The organism is Sphingobium limneticum, assembly GCF_008710165.1.
Lineage (GTDB): Bacteria > Pseudomonadota > Alphaproteobacteria > Sphingomonadales > Sphingomonadaceae > Sphingobium > Sphingobium limneticum.
Window position 1 is genome coordinate 22404 of the sequence record NZ_VYQA01000024.1, and the last position, 24195, is coordinate 46598.

21 protein-coding genes and 1 pseudogene are annotated in these 24195 nt (G+C 61.6%); 14 read left to right on the forward strand and 8 right to left on the reverse strand.

Translation table 11 applies throughout. The annotated features are described in order from the left end of the window. Positions 1-135: 135 nt before the first annotated feature. The 3 genes from F4U95_RS21545 (at position 136) to F4U95_RS21555 (ending at position 2267) form a co-directional block, all read left to right on the forward strand. The gene (locus F4U95_RS21545; protein WP_120253356.1) at positions 136-1326 is read left to right on the forward strand and encodes a DUF932 domain-containing protein; all 1191 of its coding nucleotides are present in this window, start codon (positions 136-138) and stop codon (positions 1324-1326) included. A gap of 60 nt (positions 1327-1386) precedes the next feature. Next, entirely contained in the window at positions 1387-1917 is a 531-nt protein-coding gene (locus F4U95_RS21550; protein ID WP_120253355.1) for a hypothetical protein, read from the forward strand. A 149-nt stretch (positions 1918-2066) separates the two neighbouring features. Then, entirely contained in the window at positions 2067-2267 is a 201-nt protein-coding gene (locus F4U95_RS21555; protein WP_232016355.1) for a hypothetical protein, read from the forward strand. A 256-nt stretch (positions 2268-2523) separates the two neighbouring features. Here F4U95_RS21555 and F4U95_RS21560 read toward each other — a convergent pair whose 3' ends face one another. Then, positions 2524-6468, reverse strand: coding sequence for a PIN domain-containing protein (locus F4U95_RS21560; RefSeq protein WP_150412179.1), 3945 nt, complete (start codon positions 6466-6468; stop codon positions 2524-2526). 246 nt (positions 6469-6714) lie between these two features. Between F4U95_RS21560 and F4U95_RS21565 the strand changes: the two genes are divergently transcribed. Continuing rightward, positions 6715-7476: a hypothetical protein gene (locus F4U95_RS21565; protein WP_120253350.1), complete on the forward strand. Its 762-nt coding sequence runs from the start codon at positions 6715-6717 to the stop codon at positions 7474-7476. Positions 7477-7553: 77 nt separating this feature from the next. Here F4U95_RS21565 and F4U95_RS21570 read toward each other — a convergent pair whose 3' ends face one another. Further along, entirely contained in the window at positions 7554-8840 is a 1287-nt protein-coding gene (locus F4U95_RS21570) for a HEPN-associated N-terminal domain-containing protein (protein WP_120253349.1), read from the reverse strand. A 157-nt stretch (positions 8841-8997) separates the two neighbouring features. Next, on the reverse strand, positions 8998-9381 hold the full coding sequence (locus F4U95_RS21575; RefSeq protein ID WP_145986313.1) for a hypothetical protein: 384 nt from the start codon (positions 9379-9381) through the stop codon (positions 8998-9000). Positions 9382-9771: 390 nt separating this feature from the next. Here F4U95_RS21575 and F4U95_RS21580 point away from each other — a divergent pair, with 390 nt between their 5' ends. The 4 genes from F4U95_RS21580 (at position 9772) to F4U95_RS21595 (ending at position 11873) form a co-directional block, all read left to right on the forward strand. Then, on the forward strand, positions 9772-10236 hold the full coding sequence (locus F4U95_RS21580; RefSeq protein ID WP_120253347.1) for a DUF736 domain-containing protein: 465 nt from the start codon (positions 9772-9774) through the stop codon (positions 10234-10236). Between the two features lie 89 nt (positions 10237-10325). Then, positions 10326-11330: a DUF2493 domain-containing protein gene (locus F4U95_RS21585; RefSeq protein ID WP_120253346.1), complete on the forward strand. Its 1005-nt coding sequence runs from the start codon at positions 10326-10328 to the stop codon at positions 11328-11330. Continuing rightward, positions 11330-11545 carry a DUF6117 family protein gene (locus tag F4U95_RS21590; protein ID WP_120253345.1) on the forward strand — a complete coding sequence of 72 codons (216 nt, stop codon included), beginning with the start codon at positions 11330-11332 and terminating at the stop codon, positions 11543-11545. The genes F4U95_RS21585 and F4U95_RS21590 overlap by 1 nt, the downstream gene beginning before the upstream one ends. A 40-nt stretch (positions 11546-11585) precedes the next feature. Beyond that, complete coding sequence (locus F4U95_RS21595; protein WP_120253344.1) at positions 11586-11873, forward strand: DUF5983 family protein; 288 nt, start codon at positions 11586-11588, stop codon at positions 11871-11873. Between the two features lie 180 nt (positions 11874-12053). On the opposite strand, the gene F4U95_RS21600 is transcribed toward F4U95_RS21595, so the two are convergent. After that, complete coding sequence (locus F4U95_RS21600; protein WP_120253343.1) at positions 12054-12533, reverse strand: SRPBCC domain-containing protein; 480 nt, start codon at positions 12531-12533, stop codon at positions 12054-12056. Between the two features lie 470 nt (positions 12534-13003). On the opposite strand from F4U95_RS21600, the gene F4U95_RS21605 reads away from it, so the two are divergent. After that, entirely contained in the window at positions 13004-13981 is a 978-nt protein-coding gene (locus tag F4U95_RS21605) for an SLOG family protein (protein WP_120253342.1), read from the forward strand. A gap of 86 nt (positions 13982-14067) precedes the next feature. On the opposite strand, the gene F4U95_RS21610 is transcribed toward F4U95_RS21605, so the two are convergent. Continuing rightward, a complete protein-coding gene (locus F4U95_RS21610) occupies positions 14068-14418 on the reverse strand; it encodes a hypothetical protein (RefSeq protein ID WP_188117316.1) in 351 nt (116 codons plus the stop codon). A gap of 408 nt (positions 14419-14826) precedes the next feature. Here F4U95_RS21610 and F4U95_RS21615 point away from each other — a divergent pair, with 408 nt between their 5' ends. From F4U95_RS21615 to mobF, 4 genes are all read left to right on the forward strand, one after another. Beyond that, positions 14827-15057 carry a hypothetical protein gene (locus tag F4U95_RS21615; protein ID WP_120253341.1) on the forward strand — a complete coding sequence of 77 codons (231 nt, stop codon included), beginning with the start codon at positions 14827-14829 and terminating at the stop codon, positions 15055-15057. A 433-nt stretch (positions 15058-15490) separates the two neighbouring features. Beyond that, complete coding sequence (locus F4U95_RS21620; RefSeq protein ID WP_120253340.1) at positions 15491-15793, forward strand: hypothetical protein; 303 nt, start codon at positions 15491-15493, stop codon at positions 15791-15793. Then, positions 15790-17790, forward strand: a complete 2001-nt coding sequence (locus F4U95_RS21625) for a type IV secretion system DNA-binding domain-containing protein (RefSeq protein ID WP_120253339.1) — start codon at positions 15790-15792, stop codon at positions 17788-17790. The genes F4U95_RS21620 and F4U95_RS21625 overlap by 4 nt, the downstream gene beginning before the upstream one ends. Beyond that, the gene (gene mobF, locus F4U95_RS21630) at positions 17787-20729 is read left to right on the forward strand and encodes a MobF family relaxase (protein WP_120253338.1); all 2943 of its coding nucleotides are present in this window, start codon (positions 17787-17789) and stop codon (positions 20727-20729) included. The genes F4U95_RS21625 and mobF overlap by 4 nt, the downstream gene beginning before the upstream one ends. A gap of 298 nt (positions 20730-21027) precedes the next feature. Here the strand turns inward: mobF and F4U95_RS25470 are convergent, their stop codons facing one another. After that, entirely contained in the window at positions 21028-21396 is a 369-nt protein-coding gene (locus tag F4U95_RS25470; RefSeq protein WP_161600427.1) for a hypothetical protein, read from the reverse strand. Positions 21397-21864: 468 nt separating this feature from the next. Here F4U95_RS25470 and F4U95_RS21640 point away from each other — a divergent pair, with 468 nt between their 5' ends. Further along, complete coding sequence (locus tag F4U95_RS21640; RefSeq protein WP_120253611.1) at positions 21865-22149, forward strand: HU family DNA-binding protein; 285 nt, start codon at positions 21865-21867, stop codon at positions 22147-22149. A gap of 584 nt (positions 22150-22733) precedes the next feature. Here F4U95_RS21640 and F4U95_RS21650 read toward each other — a convergent pair. Together F4U95_RS21650 and F4U95_RS24990 are read right to left on the reverse strand one after the other, a co-directional pair. Then, a complete protein-coding gene (locus F4U95_RS21650; protein WP_161600428.1) occupies positions 22734-23642 on the reverse strand; it encodes a S1/P1 nuclease in 909 nt (302 codons plus the stop codon). A 33-nt stretch (positions 23643-23675) separates the two neighbouring features. Continuing rightward, positions 23676-24195 (reverse strand): annotated as a pseudogene (locus tag F4U95_RS24990) (hypothetical protein); the annotation flags it as partial.

Consider the following 24195-nt stretch of genomic DNA (forward strand, 5'->3'; position numbering starts at 1 on the left):
GCGGATCTCGATCCGTTTCCGGAAGGTCAGCGGCTGATCGTTCAGCGACGGGGCGATCTCGGCGCGAAGGGGAGGAGGGGAACGGGGGATGGGCTCGCGGGGAGCGGGTCCTCATCTGTCAACAGGAGACCCTCCATGACCGCACTTGCTTTGTCCGATCGGCCCGCCACCGGCGGTTACAAGGTCGATATCAGCCGGGGCCAGAATATCGGCCGCGTCTCGTCCGAATGGTTCAGCCGCCCCGATGACGAGCGTTTCCTTTCGCTGGGTAGCCTCCATGACAAGGTTCGCGCGCGGGCAGACCTCGCCTCGACCAGGATCGTCGAGAGCCGCGCTATCCGCGTGGCAGCGCACAGCGATGCCCCCGAGCGCCTGCGCCTTATCGCGCCCGGCTCGGACGTGCCGGTTGCGCCGACACACTGGTCCTTCGGTCAGCTCTGCAGCCTCGTTGGTGCGCCGTCGGGCTATCTGCGCGACCTGCCCGCGGCGCTTGCCGGCATCAACCTGCAGCACGGCCTCATCGCTCATAGGGGAGAACATGTAAAATTGCTCGAAACGCGCGACGGGCGGACGGAACTGCGAGCGGTCACGGGACCCGACTATGGCCGGATCTGGGACCATGAACTGGTCGAGGCGGTCATGGGCATTGCCGGCAACGGCACGGGCGATACCCGCTGGAAGGTGCCGGGCGTCCTCGACTGGGGCTCGATGGTCTACAACCCCTGTGTCGACATCAGCGCCGAGACGACGACCCTCTATGCCTCGGATCGGGATGTGTTCCTCTTCCTGGTGGACGACACCCATCCGATCGAGGCAGGCAAGCTCCCGAACGGCGATCCGGACCTCTATTTTCGCGGCTTTTATTGCTGGAACAGCGAGGTGGGCGCCAAGTCGCTCGGCATCGCCACCTTCTATCTCCGCGCGGTCTGCATGAACCGCAACCTGTGGGGCGTCGAGAATTTCGAGGAGATATCGATACGCCATTCCAAGTTCGCTGCCAGTCGTTTCGCCACACAGGCCGCGCCGGCGCTCGCGCACTTCGCCGACTCTTCGCCTGGCGACTTCATCCAGGGCATTCGCGCGGCGCGCGAGCGGATCATTGCGCGCAAGGATGAAGATCGCGAGAATTTCCTGAGGAACCAGGGCTTCTCGAAGGTCGAGACCGGGCGGATCATTGCCTCGGTCCTTGCCGAGGAAGGGCATCCGCCGGCCTCTCTCTATGATTTCGTCCAGGGGATCACGGCGGTGGCACGCACCCGGACGAACCAGGACGCGCGTCTCGAGCTTGAGGGCAAGGCCAAGCGCATCCTCCAGAAATCGAACTGATCCACAGGCGCCGCCGATATGTCCCTTCGGCGCCGCAATCTTGCTCGCAGGAGATTTGCCATGACTAACCATAAGGGCACGCAAACGTGCTACTTCGAAGCGCGCGTCGCCTTTTGCTGTGACCGGACGATATTCGCGATCGAGCGTTACAGCCTCGCGGCTCCGGACGAATATGAAGCCGAGCGGATCGCGCGTGATCGCGCTGTCATGAGCCCCTATCACGACAGGCGCATCCCGGACTTCGCTATCGATGTCGACATTGTCCTGGTCGACGAACCCGAGCCAGATGATGATCCAGAGGCCCCGGCGGTAGAGGTGGTGCGACCGGTTTGCAAGGCTTGCGGGAGTGACGACCTTGCCTGCGATGGCGTGGCGCGATGGGATGAGAGCACCCAGACTTGGTTTTTATCCTCGATGTTCGACGACATCATCTGTGGAGCCTGCGATCGTGCAGGCCCTGACATCATGTGCTGGCTTGCGGTCGACGCCCATCCCCTGACCTTAGGCAGTCATGTCATTTTGGCGCCTTTGCCGGGTACCGACGCTGCTAACCTCGACGGGAAGTCCGGCGTCATCCAGCAATTCAATTGATGTACTGCTCATGTGCGTGTCGCTCTGGCTTCGGCGCGCCCCGCTGGCGATGTTTTGCTTGTGTCCGCGACCTGCCTTCGCCCCACGCAATTGAACGGCAAGGTGCTGCCATGCGCAGGATAACGAGCCGTGCTGAGCGGGCAAACCCCATGCTCGCGTTACCCGCGCTGTGCGAGATGCTGGCGTTGGAGCCCGCGTCAAAGGCGGCGCTGCGCGCGCTTTTGCTGGATTTGCGCGCTGATGCAAAGTCCCGGGCCGATCATAGCTGGCGCAGGCGCAAACCGCCCATGGCGGCCTACTGGGCGGCGGTGGCTGTTTATGCGGGTCATCTCGCCCGTCTTCTGCGTTGATTGCTGGCAAGACCGCGCTTCCTCCGCGGCAGTCGGCCTCACAGCGGTCGGCACTGACGTGACAGTGCAAATGCTGCCTATGGGGCTGGGCCTCGCGCAACTGCGGTGACGGCAATCAGCGGATGGTCCAGGATCATGGCTCCCTCCAACGCGCAAGCCATGAGCATAGTTTGGGACCCGAGGCTTCTTTCGATTGCCGATCGCGGAAGCAAGGGGCCCTTCTATTGGACAGGTCTGATTGAAGATGAAAAAAAGGTCATGAAGGCGTACGCAGTCCTGCACCTCTTAGTGCCTCCCAGAAGCCATCAATGTCCTGCGACGCCAGCTGAGCCGGCTCGGCAATGAGGTGATTGACCGGCTTCAAATAGGTCGTGCCCATGAGCTTGCGGGGCAGCATCACATGAATATAGGCGTGCGCCTGCAATGCCCGCATGGCCTGTTGAGCATGGCCGAGCAGTGCATGGGCTTCCTTAGCCCTTCCCACGCCATCGGCGACTTCGATCAATAGCTTGGGAAATACGGCGGCATTCGCGCTGCCTGCCAGCTGCCGGGCTCTTAGCATCACATCGGCGACGACCCTGGCTGCACTCGATTGGTTGAGCGTCTGGCTAGTCAGATGGCGGGCAAAGTCGCGCAGACGATCGTCGGCGTCCCAGCCGTTGTCCTGCAACTGGCCGATGACCTCGGCAGCACTGAATTGCACGAACTTGTAATTGGCATCCATCAGGGCGGCCACCACCTGTCTATATTCAGGATGGGTGAGCTTGCCGGGAAGTCCGACCCGCTGGACGAAGACCTGGGTCCAGGTCGTGTTTGCGCCAGCTGCCTGCGCGACGACGCGAAGCCCGAAATCATCGGTCAACAGGGCGCGCTTGGGTGCCAATGCGGCTATGAGGCTGTCATGATAAGCGGGATTGAGATCTGCCAGCATGTCGGCAACGCTTTGAGGCACCTGCTGATCGGTCTCCGCCGGCACCACGGGCAAGGCCTCTGCAAGTTCCAGCGCGGCCTTCGCTTGGGCTATTTGCCGGGCGGCAGCCTCCTCTGTAAGCTCCTCAAGATAGTATCTGACGCCATCATAGCCGAAGGTGCCCGATTTACGGCCATGATTGCCCTCACGTTCCTCGACCAGGTGCCGAAGGCTGTCTATGGTCGACTGGACGACCGCGAGCCGGTCCTTGAGCTTGCTCAAAATTGGTCCAAGCCCCATGCGTGACCAAGCATATACAGACAGCGGGTCGACGACCATCACGCCGTTGCCGGCGCAAGCGCGCCCACTTGCGAACTCTGCCTCCTCGCCAAGGGCCGCCTTCAGGCCGAGGCTCTTGGGATGGCTGAAATTCTCCCAGACATCGAAGATCGAGGCTCCTGCAAATCGCGCGAACATCGGGATCGGTACGACGCTGTCACGATAGAGGTTTTCGAGTTCCTTGCCCCGATCGGCACGCGCCCGCGCCATCGCGAACATTTCCTCGAACCGGTCGTCGCCCTTGCTGTCGTCGATCGTGATCGATCCAAAGGCGCTGTTGTCCGGGAACAGAGCGGGAAATTGCCGCATCGTCCGCCGAAAGGCGAACAGGAATTGGGTCTGGATTTCGCCCACACGAAAGACCTGCGGTGCTGTTCCAAGCTTGGCTATCTCGACCGTTTCACCGACCCGCAGACCTAGCAGGCGTTTGGCAAAGCCGTCCTCCGGCGACAATTCTTCGCGCTCGATGCGCGGGTCGGACGCTGTTTCGATGATGCGGTGAAGCTCTTCGCCAGTCGCGTCGTTGATGAGAACGACACCGGTTCCCGCTTCCACCCGGTCCGGAGCCGCCATTGTGACTTTGCTTGATCGTCCGCCGATGATGAGGCCGAGCGCATAGGCCAAATGGATCCGCGGCTCCGCATAGCCGTCTCGAAGTGCGCGATAGCCAAATGCCAAGGCTCTGGGCGCGTCTTCGAGATAGCGGTCCACCAATTGGGCAAGGCTGATGAGTTCAAGAGCTGCGCCCTCGATGTCATGCGGTGTCTGCTGCAGCCAGGCCCTGAAGTCCACCGGCCGGCCAAGGCGGGTGAGCAACTGGATCCAGATCAGTCGATTGCGCAGCACATCGAGCTTTTGCAGGGCGCGCTCTGCAAGAGTGAGCGCCGGCTTTAACAGGCCCGAGCGCTCGTAGATCGCGACGCCCACCGGCAGATAGCCGTCGGATGTTTTCAGATCAGGCGGAAGGGACTCGAACAATTTGCGAGCCTCTGCCCGGCGATCGGCAAGGTTCAATGCCTGCAGCCGCCGCTGCAAGGCGAAATTATCGGTCTTTTGATGCAATGGCGCATAGAGATCGGCCGCCATCGAATAATGACCCGAGACATAGAGCGTCTCGGCGGCGTGCATGCGTTCACGTACGCTCAGCTCGCTTTGCGCGAGGGCCTCGATCTCGCTTACCAGTCGGTCCCGTAAGGGATCGTCCTGCGCGAGGCCATCGAACAATATTGATCTGACCACGATAGAGTTCGGGTTTTTCTCGATAGCCGCCGTGACGGCCGTGTCCCTCTCAACACCGCCCAGGATTGCCGCCTGAACCTGCATCGCTTCGACAAGCTCGATGCGCTCGGCTGGCGGCACATCCGCGCCTTCGGCAACGCCCAGCTTGTTCGACCAGGCGATTGCCGCTTGCGCGTCCTTCATCTGAAACGCGGCATGAGTTCGAAGCAGAAATGCATCGAATGGCAGTTCGCTTTCTGGAAGACTGTCGAGCATCTTGGCCGCTGCGACCCAGTCGCCGTTCGCCGCCAGTCTGCGCGCTTCGAAAATGCCATATGCGGCATAATCGGGATTGGCCAGGAGGGCCTGATCCAGGATCTTCTCGGCCTCGATGTCGCGGCCAAGCATTCCGAGCAGACTGATGAGATTGGCAGCGACGTGGCGGCCCTGGAAACTGGAATCCTGCTCGACAAGCTTCGTCCACGCGCTTTGCATAAGCCTGATCGCGCGATCTACGTCCTTGCGTAAAGGTCCGGGGATCTCATGGGTGATGCCCAAAGCTTCAACTGCGGCCAGGGGTTGCACCAATGCTTCTGCGACCGACGACATCATCCGCCAATCGTCCGGCTCGATGCGCAAAGCCGCCTCGGCATAAGCCAGATGCCCCGCATCATCGCCATTCTCGCGTGCCCGCAATCCAAGATGCAGTTGAATATCGGCTGATGCTGTCAACTCGGGCGGTAGCTGTGCTTCGATGTCGGCGACAGCCGTGCCTGATGCAAGCGTATCGATCCAGATGCTCGCATTTCTCGCTGAGCTCTGATCATCCTTGAAGGCGGCTGTCGCAATCGGTTCTGCCTCGTCTCGCTTGCCCTCCATCGCCAGCGCTAATGCCTTTGTGGCGCGCGCATTGGGATAGTCAGGATAGGCGTCGAAGGCTTCATAGAACAGGCCGATCGCGCGCGGTTCATCTCCCAGCGCATAATGCGCGTTACCAAGGCCGGCCAGCATCCGATATCGTGCAAGTGGGCTGGCGTTCTCCGCCTCCCTGGCCATGAGGCGTTCAAGCGCCCTGATCGCGGCGCGAGGAGAGCCATCGCTGATGAGCTTGCTGGTTTCAGACACTTGGGCTGCGAGCGCATCGTCGTCCGATCCTGCCCGGATATCCGACATCATCTTGATCGCCGTGCGCACCAGCGTGTGGGTCTGCTCAAAGCCAGCGGCATTTTGCTGTGATGACTCGGCGATCTGCTCGACGACGTCGACCGGCGCTACATCACGATAATATTTCAGGAGCACGTCCTGATGGTCCGAGACCAGATTGCGCAGCGTCTTCCATCCGGTGAACCGGACCTCGAACAATCCAAGCTTGGCATGTTCTACGCTGATCTGTCGCGCGACCTGCTGGAGCGCCTGATCATTAGGGCCCGTGGTCGCCAGAATGAAGACATCGAGAGGCGGCTGGAAGTTGCGAGCCTTGGCGACTTCTGCCCTGAGTTCCTTCTCGGTGACAGCAGCCTGGAGATCGCCATCCTTGCCTTTGCATTGCACGCCGGTGAAGCGACCTTCGATACGATCCGTACCATAGACGTCGACACCCGCCTGCGGCTGCCCCTCGCGTCCGTGCATTTCGGCATCATTCGTCTTCCACATCCTGCGGTAGACATCGAACGCCAGATTTTCAAATTCCTGCCAGTGCTTTGGCGCTGACAACTCTCGCGATGTAACGGACATGCAACGAGCATAATTGTTCCTGCTTTGATCTGGAAGCCCTGATTGCGGCCTGACGGCCGATAATCAGCATGAGGCAGGTGCCGCGTCGGGTCGGCATAGCCCCTGGCTCTCGCGCATCCGAAATGTCTTGTACTCGGCGAATGCACATTGCGAAACTTGTCGTCGAGCGGCGGAACGTCTTTTCTTATTTGTTCTCATTTTGTATCGTCCAGGTTCCGACAAGCGCTTCATGGAGGAGCCGCGAAAATGGACGAGCAAAGTCAATCCATCGGGACGATCAAGCCGCCTCTGGAGTATAGCAGCGCCAAGGCCGGCCGCCATGCGGCAAAGGCCCTGGCGGGCGCGATCCCGGTCGTAGGATCTGCGGTTACCGAACTCATCGATGGCCTCGTGCCTGACCCTGAGAGTAATGACCGCAAACGCTGGGAAGGCGAGGTCACCGATAGCGTCAATGGCTTGACGGATACGGTGGAACAGCTGTCTCGTCCCGATCGCGGACAGAAGGTCACATTTTCGGGCGCCCAGGCATTCGTGGCGAGCTACCTCACTGAAAATTGCAGCAACGGTATCCCCGACTATGTGGATGTCGACAGTTTGGTAGCAGCAGATTCATCTTTTTCGCGCGAGGATATCGAGGACGCCATTGCCGATCTTGAAGGCTATGGGCTCGTGAAAAGTCTCGACTCCTTTGGCGGTTCCGGGCTGATCGAGCTGACCGAGCACGCCTATGAGGCGTTCGACCCTCCTATCATGGGCTGGGACCCGCAAGAGGATGCCAGGCTTCTGGCTGCCTATCTGGTGACCCATCGCGCGGAACAGTCCTTTTCGGCACCTGACCTGGAGGCTGCGATGGGTTGGCCCCGTCGGCGGTTCAATCCAGCCCTGCGCGTTGTCGCACAATATATCCGATGTGTCGGTGACGAACTGCAGCCCCATTATGTGGTGACATGCGTGCTGCCGACTTCTGCGGAATTCTCCCGCCTGCGAAGATTTGCGGCTGGGAGGTGATCACGCGCTATCGCAGGCAGCATGATTGCGGATGTCTTGGAATCTGGATCGGCTTCGCATTGGCACACTGATCCCCGTCACAGACTCGACCTTGCCACCTCATCCCAACCTTGAACGACGCCATCCACCGCCGTCACGTTGAAGAAACTGGAAAGCCGGGGGCGGAAGCGGAGTGTTTCGCCCCACCGGGACAGACCCTGGATATCGTCCCGCTGCACGAACAAAGCTATATTGCGGCCCTGCGCGCTGCGGGTGCTCGGATAGATGATACCGTCGAGAGCTGCATCATCTATCCGGAAGACCCTGCGAAAATATTCCGTCACGATCTGCGCGGGCACATAGTCGATATGCTCCCTCCCATCGCGCGCCGAAATCCTGGCGATGTCGTCAATGAATGCCGACATGAACTGTGCGAGACCGCGCTGGCCACGGGTGGCATTATGGAATATCCCGACATAGGGAAGCGGCGCCTGACCGGATAGATCGAGCAGGCGTAAAGGTCGCAGGGGCGAGAAGACGCCCATCGCAACCCGGCCATTGCTCTGCAAAGCTTCGTGGAGCGGCGTTTCGGGATCGAGCGCACCGTAGAATATGGCGATGCCCGCCGCGTTCATACGCCCGGCCGGCGGGCCGTTGTCACTTTCAGGTGGTGGGCCAAGGTCTGCGGCAGAACGGTGCCACGGCTGACCCTCTCCTACAGCACGCGCACGATAGATGCGCGTGCCGGTTCCCAATGTTCGAATGAGACCGGCCGATCGAACCGCGTCGCCCAGCAGATCGAGCATGGCGGTCGCGGGCACGAAGTCATCATCCTGTCGATCATGATACCCCCTGGGCTGCTCGTCCTCCCGAAGGAACATGAAACGGGAACTATGCTTCACATAACGACTGAAGCTTTCCCAGGCCTCGCCCAGTTGGCGGCTGGGAAGCCATTGACCCGGATTGCGTTCACACCATTGCCTGTCATCATCGAGAATGGAGCTGACCGCCTCGGCGACCTCCCATTCCGTGCTGAGATGGTCCTGGACGATCTCCCATTTGTCCCAGGTCATTCCAGCCCAGCCATTGTCGCTCTCCGGATCGAGGAAGAGGACATTTTCAGGAATATCATAATCCTGCGCGATACAGCCCATGATATAGGCTGCGATCAGATCGATCGACACTGCCCGTTCGGAGCGGAACCGGCGGCCACAAAAATCGCATTGTCTGGCACCCGCAAGTGTCGCCGCCGCCTCGGCCAGACCTTCATCGGCAAGGCATGTTCCGCAGACATGCCGTGGATCGCTGCCGCTGACATCGCTCTGTCCCTGCGACACCATCGCGTCGGCCCAATCGGCCCAGCTCAGCTCATCACCGAAATTCACAGGCTATTCCTTTTTCGCGCACGCCCTTGGGGGCATTGAACCGGTGCTCCGCACCAGCCGTTGCCGAGACCGCCCCGGTTAATCTGGAGCAAGTGAAGATAGGGTGTCCAGCGACCGCGCATCCAACGGGTCTGCGTGGAGCCGCCAGGGAAAGATGTCAGGCTGTGGCCGCGCGCAGCATTCCAATCATGTCGGCTCGGTCCCGCATGATTCTGGCATGAGCATGGAGCAGGGTGGCTGCCGCCGCGATGGGGAGGGGACCAACGCATCGATAGAGACCGATTACATAATCATCGGCGCTCTCGAGAAGCCTTGCCAGGTCCCTTCGACCCTCGCTGTGCGCATTGCTGACCCCATTCTCCTCCTCCATCCACAACTGCGATACTGCGTCAGCCACAGCCTCGGCTTGTATGAAACCGCTGTCGAGGCCCACCTGAAGCGACAGGGCCGCAAGGCGCACCGCGACAGGGTCTGCGGCAGGATCGGCGATCACATCAATGAGCGGGAGATTATGGTCATAGGTGCTGAGCCAGGCATGCATGAGTTGGATTCTCCAGGGACGCTCCGTTGAGAACATAGGAGGAACATCAATGCAAGGGTGAAGGCGCGTGGCGGCTGCCCGCTACGCGGGCACCGTCGCCCTATCGGCGCTGCGCGCCGACCGAGCCCCTGCTGCGCCGGGTCTCGGCCCTGTCGGGTGACGGTCGACTGCCGGAGGAAGAACTGGCGGGGGCAAGTGGCGGCGAAGAGCAGCGCCAAGGCCAAGGGGCAGCATTGTCGCAGGAGGAGGGTAGCGACGGCGGCGGCCTGCGCCCGCGCGCGCGGGCGGCGGCAGCGGCGGGGGTGAGGACGGGACAGAGAGAAGAGAGGGACTTTTGAGGATGTCGGTTCGGAATGGTCCGAAAGCGACATGCGTCAAAGGATAAGTCTTATGAACATCGGTGAATTCAAGACCATGAACGGCCGTCTGCAGGGCTGGATCGCAACCCGCACGATGGATCTGCCCCGGCTTGGGCTGCGCAAGGTCGAGAGCATGCACGAGCGGGCGCCCGTCTATGAAATCCTCGCACTCAACGTCGGCAATCGCTGGGTGCAGGTGGGCGCGCTTTGGGAAGCCTTCGCCAAGAACACCACCGGCGAGGCCTTCCTCCAGGGTTCGATCGACGATCCGAGCCTGCCCGAACCGCTCCCGATCGCCCTGTTCGGCGATGCGCAGGAGGGCTTTCGCGTCGCCTGGCGCCGTCAGCAGCCTCGCGACATGTTCGCTCCGGTGAGCCGTGGGGCGCAGCGCGGCGGGGCGCCCGACGGCGAGGACGACTTCGGCGACAGCACGGCCGACAGCAATGGCGAGCTGATGGGCGCGGGCGCCGATCTGGCGGACGAGGTCCCCTATTGAGGGCATCGGCCGTTCGCCATGAACCGGGCCGGGGGCAGCGTGGCTGCCTCCGGCCCATTTTTCCTGTGCCAGCCATGAGGAGCAGGGCCATGACCCGCACCCATTCTCAAAGCGTCCATCAGTTCGCCGACCTGAAGCAACTTTACGCGGAAATGACCGCAACGCCCGATTTCCAGGCGATATTCGGCGAGCCCCTGGGGCTCACCATCGCCGGGCCGGGCGAAGCACCCGCCGAACTCGACATGCCCGAACCGCTCGCCGTCCAGGCCGATTGCGGTGGCGTGATCGCCTGCCTGTTCGATCTCCTGAGCGATACGCGCCTCGAAGCGCTGGCCGCCGAGATCGCCTGGGGTTTCGTGAACTCCTTTCACTTCGTAGCCGGCAAGCTTGAACGCCGCGAAGATGGCCTTGCCCGCGAGCTGGGGGAGATGGCGCGCGCTCCCGACATGAGCGAGGTCTATGCCCGCGAACTGGAGGAGAAACAGCTGCTTTGCCATAGCGTCACCGAACAGCGCGAGGCGCTCGAGACCATGCGCGATTTCGCGGCCGATATGTATGGCGCCATGTCGGGCATGCCCTGGTCGCCCGCGCGCGGCAGCCGGACGTCGAACCGGAGCGCCTCCCATATCGATGCGCTCGACTTCCTGCGCGCGCGGCAACTGGCGGCGCGCGAGCGGCACCTGCCGCAGGGGCCGATCGTCATCTTCTCAGGCCCCGCCAAATGGCATGACACCGATATCCTCTTTGCCAAGCTCGACGAAATCCGCGCGCGCGTGCCGCACATGACGCTGGTGACGACCGGTCAGCGAACCGGTGCCGACGCGATCGCGGCCGGCTGGGCCGACAGGCCCGGCGTGAAGGTGCCCCATGTGGCCTACAAGCTCTACCGATCGGGCGCGAGGGAGGCGTTCGACCGTAACCGCAAGCTCCTGGCGCTGCGCCCCGTCGAGGCTGTGCTGTGCCAGGGATCGGGCGTGCAGAAGAACCTCTATCAGCTCATGCGCGAGGAGGGCGTGCCGATCCACGCCTTTCGCAAATGCGACCAGGCGCCCGACGTGGGACTGCGTGACCGACTGGCAGGGGGGAGGGCGTAATGGCGATCCCCGATGGCTACAGACGCAATTTCGAGACGCTGGTGCGCGCTGCAAAGCAGGATGATCTCGCGCTGCTCGAATGCACCGACGCGGTGACCGGCGAGCCGCGCTATGTCCTGTGCGCGGTCGGAAGCGATGGCACCGACTATGTCATGACGCCCTTTGGTCATCTGCATGACGGCAACCCTTACGAGGCCTATATTGCGCCCGCCTGAGCCGCCGGCGTGGCCCGGTTCTCCGCGAGGTGCCGTACCGGTGGAAATCGGCACGCATCTTGTCCTCTCCACAGCGCATGTGACCCATGCCACATCGGAACTGCTGACCGCCTGGGCGGCGCTGCCTGTCGAGCAGCAACCCCTTACGGCCGCATCGACCTGGTATGGCTGGTTCGTCTCGACCTATGCGGTCGAGGGTGACATCGCGCCGATCATCCCGCCGGACCTGGTGGAGATCCAGCGCTTCGCCCGGTCCCTGGGATGTGCGTACATCCTCTTCGATTGCGACGGGGATACCGTCGCCGCACTGCGGACTTTCAGCTGGTAGCCGGGCTTTTCGCCTTGCCTTCGACCAGTGGGTCGCCGGCATCGTCCGGCGGCCCTTTTTTTATATTGCAAGGATGGAGGATCCGAGATGGGCCAGGCCCGGCAGATCCATTGTCGCGATGCCCTCTGGCCCCAGGTGCGCAGGGGATCGACCTGTTCGCGACGCTTAAATGCCGGCCGACTACTCCGTCAGCCGCGCAAGGTTGAGCAGGGATTGCGCCATGCCCAGAGCATGATCCGCAGCGGAAATTCCCTCCGGCACGTCATGGGCACTGAAGGTGACCCTCGTTCCATCCCGATCTTTCTCGAAGGTCGTGACCAGGGTCATCACACCGGCGAAGGCGGGATCGTCCGAAACGAACCGCACCTCTTCCACGATCTTCTCCTCGGGGAGCATCTGCGCGAAACGGACCTCGACCGCATCCTTGCCTGGCCCGCTCTTGCCGAACGCCTCGTTTCGCTGATCGTCATAGTGAAGCACCATGCGATAGCCGCCACAGGCCTGCGGCCGGAAGTCGCTCACCTGCGCTGTCATGCCTTCGGGCGCGCGCCAGTTGGCCATCATCTCGGCGTCGAGGAAAGCACGATACAAGGTCCGCGCACTTGCCAATATCACCCGCGACGCCTTGTCGATTCGCGCCTCATTCCTTGCCTCACGCAACGTTCGTTCGCCCCTTGTCTCGTTATAAGCCTGATTTGCCCTAGGCCCATATTAGGCTGATGCGGGCCGTCTGTCGCCAGCCCGCATGAAGATGCCATGCCGATCGCTCCCTGGCCGTGGCAGCGTTCCCACAGTGGCGCTGCGCGCAAACGGGATCGAAGGTAGAAGGGGAGCAGAGGCAGACGTAGCGTGCGTATCTGTGCCCTGCGGGGGGCATCGAGCCCCCCGCAGGGCAGCTCTTCCTCTCTCTCAAGTCCTTCTAGTGTGGCACGGGACCGCGTCGGCCTCAAGGACGGCGGGGCCCCACCATTTTTCCTGGCGGGGCGGACGTTGGGCACGCGTCTCCGGCGCGGTGGCCGCCAGGAAAAATCGTGACCCCCACCGCCGCTTCGCGGTCGCTGCGCGATCCTTGACCCCGCCGCTCGGAGCCCGTGCCGGAAGGGAGACCTCTTCAAGTCAAGGAGGTCAAGATGACTGCATATATCGAACCTGTCGCCCGCTTCGCCGATGTCGCCGAGGTCTTCCTCGCAGAAACGCAGACGCCCGCCGGCAGCTACGCCGGCGCCTTTGCCGAAACTGCCGATCAGGTCCGTCTCGGCGCCACCGACGAGGCTATCAGTGCGCAGATGCCGGACCCGCTGGCAGCGCAGCTGGGGGTCGAAATGCTGGTGACGACGCTGTTCGACCTGCTGCGGGACAGCCGCCTGGAACCCCTGGCCCAACGCCTGGCATGGGGCATCGTGCACAGCTTCCACAAGGTGGCGGATCAGTTGGATGGTGAGGCGGACCGGGCAGCAATGCAGGTCGGGCGCCTGATCCGCGAACAGGACGGGAGCGAGATTGCCACGACCAGCCTGGAGGAGGCGCAGGCGCTCTGCAACGGGCTGGACGAAGCGCGCGATGCAGTGGCGTGTATGCGCGATCACGCAGCGGCCATGTTCCACGCCGAAACGGGCAAGCCCTGGTCCGCGCCCCGCGCCACGCTGGTATCGGGGAAGCGCACCGCCTCGGTGATATCGGGGATCGATTTCCTGGCGGCCAGGCGGCGCAAGCGCATGGATGCCCACGCACCCGATGGGCCGGTCGTGCTCTTTTCAGGGGGCGCGGAATGGACCGACTATGCGCAGCTCTGGGAGCGGCTGGACCTGATCCGGGCGCGCATTCCGGCGATGACACTGGTCACCACGGCGCAGGAAACCGGATGCGACGCCATTGCGGCCGCCTGGGCGGCATCACGCGACGTCAAGCTGGTGCCGATCGACCTGCGTAAATGGAGCAAGCTGGGCCAGCGGGCGGGGTTCGCGCGCAATGAGGCGCTGATGGGACTGAAGCCGGTGGAGGCGATCGTCTGCGAAGGCAACGGCCTGCAATCGCATCTGGGGCGACTGGTGCGCGCCGCCGGCGTGCCGCGCCACTATTTCGTAAAGGCCGGGCAGGCGCCCCGGTGAGACAGGCAGCCGGCGAGGGAGGTGCGCCTTCCTCGCCGGCTCTTTTTTGTCGAGAGGGCAGAGGTCGCCCGGCTCAGGGACCCGGCCTAAAGGCCGGTCCCGTCGCCCGGCGATGCTGCGCCCTGAGGAGTCGCCGGCCTCCTGCGCACGGCTACGCCATGCTCTTGGCGTGGCCGCTGTTCCTGCGCGGGGCCGGTCTTGGCGGCTGTGGGTGAGAGGGCCTTAAGGGCTGCAATGGCCGCAGGGCCGCCGACGCGAATGGCCTCGTTGATCAGATCGCGAAACTCGCGTTCGGTAAGCGTTTCCACCTCCATGTCGGCAGCAAGCGCGCCATATTGGGCGCGCAGCGACCTGCGGACCGCCTGCGTTTCCTGCGACAGCCGTTGCTGGTCGGTCATGAGTTTGGCCAGCCGTTCACGGTCATTCATCTTGGGCATGTATGGCTCCTTGCAAAAGAAGGAGGTCTGCCCGCCGTCCCTATTTATCGGTGATCCGCGCGAAGAGCGCAATGTCGATGTGCTGCGGATCGTGCCTTGCCAAGGGCGAGGCATGATCGAGCCTAGAGTCAGGCACAGGCGTTGCACGATGAAGCCCGCCAACGCCCATTGAGGGCGTTCCCGGACTGCTGCCGCGGGTAAGTTCTTCTCTCTCTTGAGGCCCAGGATGGCGGACGGAGCAGAGAGCCTCAAGGATCGACGGTGCCCCCAATTTTGCCGGGGCCTTCGCTGGCGCTCCGGTCCCGACAAAATCGGCACCCCCGTCGCCCGCTGCGCGGTCGCTTCGCGATCCTTGACCCTCTCTGCTCCGCCCGCCGCGCGGCTCTCCTCATGTCAAGAAGGAGACGAATGATGGAGACGCGCACGCAACTTATTACGAGGCTGGAACGCGAGATCCGGGCGGTGGAAAGGATACTCGACCGACGCGGCATGTATGTGGACATGATCGACTGGACGGCGATGACGGCCCGGGAGCGGGACTGGGCCCGCTATCGCCATATGGAGGAACTGCACATGACAATCTGGGAGCTGGACAGCCGCCTCGATCATCTGGACGAGAACCGATGGAGCTACGAGTGAGGGGGGCGCAAGCCCCTCTTTTTTGCCACCGTCCTGCACGCGCGGTCGTCGCAAATCCCCTCCGGGGAAGCCCCGCGCCTGCCGGCACGAGACTGGCGCAGCGGGCGAGCCGCTGCGAAGGCAGGACGCACGGCCCAGGGCCGTTTGTAATGCACCGTACGCACGGGTGCTGCGGGCGCCAATCGCCCGTATTTGCGCGCGTTGACCGCTAGTGACCGATCATGCCAGGCTGGCACATATCGGTGCCGGTGGCACAGATGAGCAGTCATCAAAAGGCCACATCCGGCTAAGATATTGTTCCTCCTTGGCAACATCCGGCAGCCGCCCACCCTTGCCGACATGATAGGCAGGCTCTTGATATCATGTGGAAAAACGGCTACCAGCAGCAGGCTTCATCGACAACGCGGTCAGGCGACGAACAGGAGTTCGGCGCTTGGCAAGGGTTACAATCAGGTTCAATGACGCGCTCTACGAGCGTCTCGTCGCTGGCGCTCGCGCCTCCGATACCAATGTCGCGGACTATGTCCGCAGCGTCCTTGATCGCTATGAAGGCATGGACGCCGGCGGCTATCATGGTCGCTTCGACGAGCTGCTTTCCACCAACATCCAGACCTTCGCGATCGTCGCCGCCTATGTAAGTGGGCTGCATCCCGACCTTCTGGCAAGAGGCGTCGCAGACGCTCGCAAACATCTCCTCGAGCGGGGGCTGATCGATCCCGTGGAGGAGCGCTCATGAGCATCTTCCGCAACGACACGCTGGGTTCATGGACGAGGGGCGGGCAGGCCATCGTCCACAATGTCCGGATGACCACGCAGGTGTTTCTCCAGACCCTGACGGCAAGCCTCGTCATCTGGGTCGGCGGCACCTTGTGGTACATCCTGGAAAAGGCCAGCGACTATCAGCGCTACGTCTCGTTCAAGATCGTCGAGGCCACGCTCAAGAGCGATGTTCCAGGCGGCGCTCCGATGCAGTTCCGGGCGCCGACAGGCCCGGAATATTGGACCAACTCGGACACCTTTCTGGAGTCCGGGGTTGCCACAAAGACGCTTCTGGCGATGGAGCATCATCTGCTTGTCGGGGCCGCGCTGGTCGGCGCTTTCGCGCTGCTGATGCTCTTCTGGGCCTGGTTCTATTTTACCAGGACGGGAAGGGGCCTGGGATCCAACCAGTTCCTGCGCGGCGCGCGCTTCGGTTCGCCTCGTCAGCTGCGACGAATGCTCTGGCGACACCGCAAAGGCAGCTTCGCGATCGGGGGAATTCCCGTACCCGATGCCTTCGAACCCGAGCATATCCTGATCTGCGGTGCCCCTGGGACCGGCAAGACGAACATTATCGTCAAGATGCTGGCCGGCATTCGCAAGGAAGGGCGGCGGGCGATCGTCTATGATGCGGCAGGCACGTTCGTCGAAAAATTCTACCGCCCGGGGCACGACATCCTTTTGAACCCTCTGGACGCCCGCGCCGACAGCTGGTCGCCCTGGGTCGATGTCCCGCGCGACTATCATTACGACCAGATCGCGGAGTCCACGATACCCGACAAGTCGGGTGATCCCTTCTGGGCAAAGGCCGCGCGCGGCACACTCGTGGCTGTGTTTCGCAAGCTGGCGCGCGACAAGCGAATGCTGGTCTCCGTCCTGCTCGACACGATCCTGCGGTCGCCCCTGAAGGACCTCGCCACCTTCGCCGAAGGAACGGACGCAGCCGCCTTTATATCGACCGAAGGAGACCGCACATCAGCGGGGATCCGCGCTGAACTGGCGTCGGTCATGCGCAGCTTCTCCTATCTCGACGATACGCTCGATGGCTTTTCGATCCGTGACTGGGTGGCCGACGAGAAGGACGACAGCTGGCTGTTCATCACGGTGAAGGCCGATCAGCTTCCCTCCCTTCGTCCGTTGATCACCGTCTGGCTCGACATCGCCATCAGCGCCATCATGAGTCTGGATCCAGAGAGGGATCGCCGACTCTATTGCGTGATTGACGAGCTTCCCACGCTCCAGAAGCTGCCGTCGCTCTCGGACTTTCTGGCGCGCGCCCGCAAATATGGCGGGTGCGGGATTTTGGGGTTCCAGAGCTATCCGCAGCTCGAGGCGACCTATGGTATCCAGGATGCCGCCGCGATCACCGGCTACTGCTCGACCTGGGTGGCGCTGAGGGCGAATGATACCCCGACGGCCAAACATGTTTCCGAAAATCTGGGGCAGGTGGAACAGGTCGAAGCCAATGAAGGCATGTCCTACGGGGTCAATGACATGCGTGATGGCGTTAATCTCTCGCGCATGCAGGTGACCCGCCCGCTGGTGATGCATACCGAGGTCACTAACCTGCCCAACTTGACCGGGTTCCTGCGATTCGGCCGGGACCTCCCGGTCGCGCGCTTTTGCGACAGTTACAACCGTGAGCCGACATGCTTTCCCGCCTTCGAGGAACGGACAGCGCCGGCCGTCAGGCTGTCCATCGCTCCACCCGATGACTCCCCTTCGGAGCCGCCAAAGCCGGCGCGCAAGAGAGCGCGAGCTGCCAAATCGACGGACGCAGGGCTGGAGCTTCCGCTCGAGGCAGATCATGTCAGGGACAGCCTGCCTGTCGATATGGGCAGGTCAAGATCTCTAGTCCCGGCGGCCATCATACCGGATGCTCCTGCGGCCCCGTTGCTCGGTCGACCTACCGGCTTTGATCTGTCCCAGCATGGCCGTAAGGGCGGTGCCCGCAGTCGCTCGAGGCCGGCATGATGCATCCCCGACGCCTGTCCGGCACGGCCGGCAACATCGCACGTTACTATTCGGTTGGTGACTATTATACCAAGGGAGGCACCGAAGGGTCTGAATGGGGCGGCAAGCTAGCCGATGAGCTGGGTCTCTCAGGCGAGGTCGATGCCAAGATCTTCGAGCAGCTCCTGCGCGGGGAGGTAGCCGGACAGCATTTGGGCCGGCATCGCAAGGAGGGTATCGAGCATCATCCCGGCTGGGACTTCGCACTGAGCGCTCCCAAGTCGGTGTCGATCATGGCGTTAGCGGTCGGTGACGACCGTATTGCAACCGTCCACGAGCGATCGGTGAGTGCGGCCCTGTCCTGGCTCGAAGAACATGCCCAGTTGCGCCGTCGGGAGGACGGAGAAATCCGGCACGAGACGACCGGTCGGTTGCTGTGGGCGCGGTTTACCGAGCACGCCAGCCGCGAACTCGACCCGCATCTTCATACCCATGTCGTCGTCCTCAACATGACGAACGGGCAAGAAGGCGCGACAATGGCGAGCCTTGAGACCCGCGCCATGTTCGCAGAACAGATGAGCTCGGGCCAGATCTACCGGAACGAACTCGCGCATGGTCTGCGGTCGTTGGGCTATGATGTCATGGTCGATCCCAGGCGAGGCCTCTTCGAAATACGGGGTGTCCCGGAAAAGCTCATAGAGTCCATGTCGCAGCGCGCAGAGCAGATCGATACGCATGCGCGCCAACATGGTTTCGAGGGGCAGGCGGCCCGTCGCCAGTCCTTCTGTGCAACGAGGGGAGCAAAAGAGAAGGTCGGACTTGAGGCTCTGCATCTGCAATGGCGCACGCGCCTTGGCGGTCATGCCCTGACACTAGATGACCTGCGCTTGAGAGCCGAACAACAGGGCGAGAAAATATGGCCTGTTGCGCCGGCCGATGCCGCTCGCGCCGCCCTGTTTGGAGTGCGGCAGACGGAAGGACGGGAAGCGGTCAATCCGCTGGGGCGACTGATCACGACGGGACTGGCTGCCCATGTAGGGGAAGTGCGTTTTTCCGACATGCGGCCGCTTCTGGAAGGGCATGAGGTCCGTCGAAAGCTGCTCGCCACCCGGGAACAGACGGGAGACCAGATTCTGACCCGCGGGCGGGCGACCAGGCGCTCGCTTCGCTACGAGCAGGCGCTGGCGCAGCATCTGGCGCTGGCAATGGGAGATGCTCGGCCGATCGCGTCATCCGATCGATTGTTAGAAGTCTTAGAGACAGCCGGACTGTCGCCCATACAGGAACGAGCGCTGGTCGATACGGCGCGTAGCAACGATCGGGTATCGGCGGTTCACGGTGTCGCCGGTGCCGGCAAATCAACTTTGATCGCATCCCTGCGGCAGGCATCCGAGCCGGGGATCATCCTCCACGCCCTAGCACCGACGTCGTCGGCCGCGGCCAATCTCGGCGATACTGCCGGGATACCGTCGCAGACAGTAGCCAGCCTTCTTGCAAGGGGCGGCCACGGCCTCACGACCAACGACGTCCTCATTCTCGACGAGGCCGGGCAACTGGGCAATCGTCAGGCACTACGGGTTCTCGAAATCAGCCGCAGGACCGGCGCCCGGCTTATCCTCCTGGGAGACAACCAGCAGACAGGTGCGATCGAACAGGGGAAAGCCTTCTGGTTGATGCAGCGTCTTGGCATGTCGACGGCGCATCTTACTGAATCGCGCCGTCAGGAGACTGCGCGGATGAAGGAGGCGGTGACGCGGGCGCGCGCAGGCGATTATGCAGGATCTCTCGATCAGCTCGACAAGGTGGTAGCGGGCGACGATGCTGAGGCCCTCGCCAAGGGACTGGTAGGAGAATGGACGCGCCTTCGGCCTGAAACGCGGGGATCCACGAATATCCTCGTCCTCGACAATGCGACCCGGTTGATCGTCAATACCCAGGTGCGCGAGGTATTGCAGCGCGAGGGTGCGATAGCGGCGCAGGATACGCGGCTTGGCATTCTGTCTCCGGCAGGTCTGTCCGAGCAGGAGAAGCATCTCGCGCGCTTCTATGCACAGGGACAGGTCGTGACGTTCGGACGCGATCAGGCCGGGGCCGGCCTTGCCCGTCATACGGAATATCGGGTGCTGGGGCTGGCGCGGGATGAACGCGGTCGACCGATGGTAAGGCTGGTCGACGAGCATGGCCGCATCCTGCGCTGGGATCCGAGGCTAACGAAAGGCGGACAGGTCAATGTGTTCGTTTCCGAGAACCGTGATCTGGCGCAAGGCGATCGCATCCAGTGGCGCCTCGTGTCCCATGAGCTTGGGGTCAAGAATGCGCAGCGCGGCACTGTCGAGATGTTGCAGGGCAGTACTGCCACCATCCGCTGGGACAAGGACGGCAGCGTCCAGGACATCGACCTGTCGAAACACAGGAGCTGGGATCATGGCTATGCAGAGACCATCTACTCGGCCCAGTCGCGCACCTATGCACGCGTCTATGTCCTGGCTCCGCTGGGCTCGCCGCTGGTCAACGGCCAGAACTATTATACGGCGATCACCCGGGCGCGCCTTGGCGTGAAGCTATGGACCCAGGACCGGGACAGGCTGGTCGAGAAGCTGGAGCGGACTTCGGGGGCGAAAACATCGGCGCTAGAGGGGTTGGGGCGCCTCGACCGCGACCACGCCGATCAACTCGCCCGCCGCTACCCGGAACATATTGCAAGCCTCAAGAGCGAGCAGTTGGAAGGACGCACGCAGTCGCGCGATCGTCTGCTCGAAGCGCGGCTGCGCCGCCGGTCATCAGGCGACCACGGATTGCCTGCACGACTGGCCTCGGGAGCCTTGAACATAGCGCACCAACTGGACCAATACCTGACGAAAATGATGGCGAGCAACGAGGCCGATGGAAGCCGACCGCCGCCATGCGATGTGCAGAAGCAGGCTCGTGACCGGGGAGGCGATCATGGTCCTGATCGCTAAGTGCCGGCTCACAATCGCGTTGTGGATAGCGATGTGCGCGTCCACCCCCCATGCCGTTGCCGGCGAAAGCCGCTCCGAGGCCGCCCAGATTGCTCGCTGCATCAAGGCCGCCTCAAGGGGCGCAACGTGGCTCGAGCGGACATTATGGGGACTTCGCGATCAGGAGGGAGGCTGGATAGGCGCGGAGGTTCCCAATGCGAACGGGAGCCATGATCTGGGGCCGCTCCAGATCAACAGCTGGTGGGTTCCCAGGATCGCAAAGCTCACAGGCCAGTCAGACCGGCAGACGCGGCATTGGCTAAAACATGACGCCTGTTTCAATACAGAAGCCGCGCGTTGGATATTCCTCTCCGGCCTTTCGACGACCAATGACTTCTGGAAGGCGGTAGGGATTTATCATAGCCCGACTGCCTGGCGGCAGAGGCGCTATAGCCTTCGCGTCGCCGAGCACCTGCGCGCGCGGTTCGGCAGGGACGTCTTTGGCAGTACCGGGGCGAGATAGTCGATGCGGTTGCGTCGACATTTCCTCGTCCGGATTTTTTGGCGCTTCCAAATCCTGTGCGAGCAGATAGGCTGATGCAGCTTCATCACGCGCTGGGTCTTGAAAAAGAACCTTCTCCAGTGCGCAACAATGATAGGCCCCGAACCGGTGGCCGCCAGTGATCATGGCGCGCGGCCGTCGGAGCCGAGAGGTGCCTGGCGGACAAACGAACTGACGAGCGGAACAGTCAGATATTTTTGCGGATCGGAAGCATTCGCAGCCAGCGGTCATGCGGCACGCCACGACGGGCCTTGCAGTAAAGGGATATGCAAATTGTCAGCGCCTAGATCTACTCGTCTGAAGCGATTGCGCCGGCAATTCAAAATAAAGCCTGTCGATTCGACTGAACGCGGTGACAAGATTGTTACGGCCACTTGCGGACAGTCTGATGGAGTAACAATTGCAAGTTTGTCCCCGGCAGCTCGGCGGCGGTTGCTCCTTCTGCGCAGGGCTGGCAAGGCAGGTACACGGTAGCATCATTGGACCTTATATGTTGCACAGGGCGTGTCGTGCAAAGGGCACGATAGAAACGCATCTTTCCGGGCTTTAGCATCTCTGCCAGTGTGCCCCGACCTAACGGGGCAGGAAAGCAATATGGTACGATCTGATTTGATTGATAGGATCGCTGAGGAAAATCCGGGGCTGACCCAAAGTGAGGTCGAGACGATCGTCGAAGCATTCTTCGGAGCGATCGTGGGCCAGCTCAATTCTGGTGGCCGCGTAGAACTACGCGGCTTCGGAATCTTTTCCGTGAGAAGCTATGGAGCGCGTGCAGGCCGCAACCCCAGGACTGGCGAGCCGGTGGCGGTTGAAGCCAAAAACCGACCTTTTTTTAAGGCAAGTAGGCAAATGATAGAACGATTGAACACCGTTCGCTGATTGGCCAAAAATAATCAATTCCGAAGGTGTTTTACGGATTTCTACGTGTGACCATTCGGTCATGTGCGAGATTAGATAATGTAATTGACATTGATTTCACAATGGTTCAATTTGTCTCAAGAGGTTCAATTTGGTTGTTGGTTAAATAGTTGAACTTTTCTAATTACAATTGTTGTAGATTTACTTAATTTCAAAGACCTGCGCAATGATTTATAATCCTACTCCCGCAACCAACGCATAACACTTCGCAAACATAGTGACCCTAGGCTTTGCGCCGTCCCGCCAAAAGCAGGGACCAATACCCCACGCACAACCCAGCACATCGGCCGAACCATGATCTTACACAGGATCATCACGCCCAGGTGGTTACCATGAGATTTGTTGGTAAGTCTGTTGGTTCGAGCTTCAGGATTTTAAGTCCTGCGCACGGTTTTCAGGGGTCCTGATCCGTGCTCACCGATACTCTTATCCAATCGTTTCTCCCCGCCGATCCCATCATCAAGAAAGCCGATGGCGTCGGCTGGATGCACCGGACGCGAATTTTCCGCACCCGGCGCTCATGAAATTGCGGGTACACAGCCAGCTTAAGGCGTGAGCAAGTTCACCAGAAGCTCGGCTAGCCGCAGGCCAGCTTGCTTCATCCGATAGACTGCCAAGGCATATTGCCTGGTTTCATAATCCGCTGGCAGGGTTTCCGGATTGGACGGGCAAGCAGTTCCCGTGCGTCCGCCACATATCGTCACCTTGTTGGCATCGTTGGCGCTGGGGTTGGCAGGATCGAGGAAGAGGTGCTGCTTTGCCAGGTTCCGGCTCTCGACGGCCCAGTCTCGCGGGGTGAACCCTACTGGCGGATTGACCGTGTTGGTCCAAAGTTCCTGCCCCAGTCCGATCGCTGTCTTGCCGTGACGCTTCACGATGGAATAGTCCCAGACCCCGTGGATGGTTGGATAGACCCATGTACCATTCTGGTTTGTCGGGGCGAGGACCCCGCCTGCAATGAGCACCTCATTATATCCGCCCGGCTCTGCTCCGTGCAGCGGCTGATGGAGATCGCCTACCAGATGGAGGATGAACTTGAGCGCCTCCAGACGCTGTGCCGGCGCGTTAGCCTCATTCTTGAGTATCGCGGAATAATAAGCGATCGCCTTGTCCGCGCACATGACATTGGGCTGACTGGGAAAGCAGGCGGGGTCTGACGCTGCAGGTATCGCGCCGAGTACGGGAATGCGCACTGAATGAGCTACATCGGGATAGTTCGCCCGCATATCGTCTGCCCAGCCTGCGATATCCTCGTCATAGAGATTGGCTGCGCCCAGCAGGGCTGCGAGCTTTTTCCAGACTACCCAATTGTCGGTCTTGAGCTTCGCTTCCGTGACAAAGCCGATTGCGGCGTGACCGGTGCGGGTCCAAGCAGCTGCTGGCTGCTGTGCGGAGACGATGAGTAAGGGGGATGCGAAGATCATCGCACAGAGCTGTTTGAACAGGCTGGCCATAGCATACTCCATGATGTGATTTTGAGAAGGCGCTCAGCGCGCCTTTGGCGGAGGAGCTGATCCGGTTTCCGGGTCGAAATCTTCATTGTTCGGATCCAGCGGATCAACCACTTCAGGCCTCGTTGTTGCTGCCTCGCGCCACGCGCGGTCGATCATGTCCCGCAGCATCGTTGCCCCGGCGCTGGCAGTTTTATAGACTAGGCGGCGGGCGTCCTTGTCCTTGGGATTGTCGAGCGCACCTCGTTTCTCCAGGACGTAGACATGCTCCATCTGGTCGCCGCTTCGGTTGAGAAATCCGATTACATGATCGAACAAGTCGCCAGGCAAAGGAGCGGTAGTCGGCATTAGGGAGCGGATATCATCTACCGTAAGGCCGATGGCGCTCACATATTGCGATTCGAATAGGTGATCTGCCCCCCGCTGAGTGGCCCAGAGACTATGATAGTCTGGACCATGAAAGGGACATTGAATGCCGAGCAAGAAGCACAAGCCGGAAGAGATCATCGGCAAGCTGCGTGAAGTTGAGATTGTGCTGGCGCAGGGAGCGAGCACG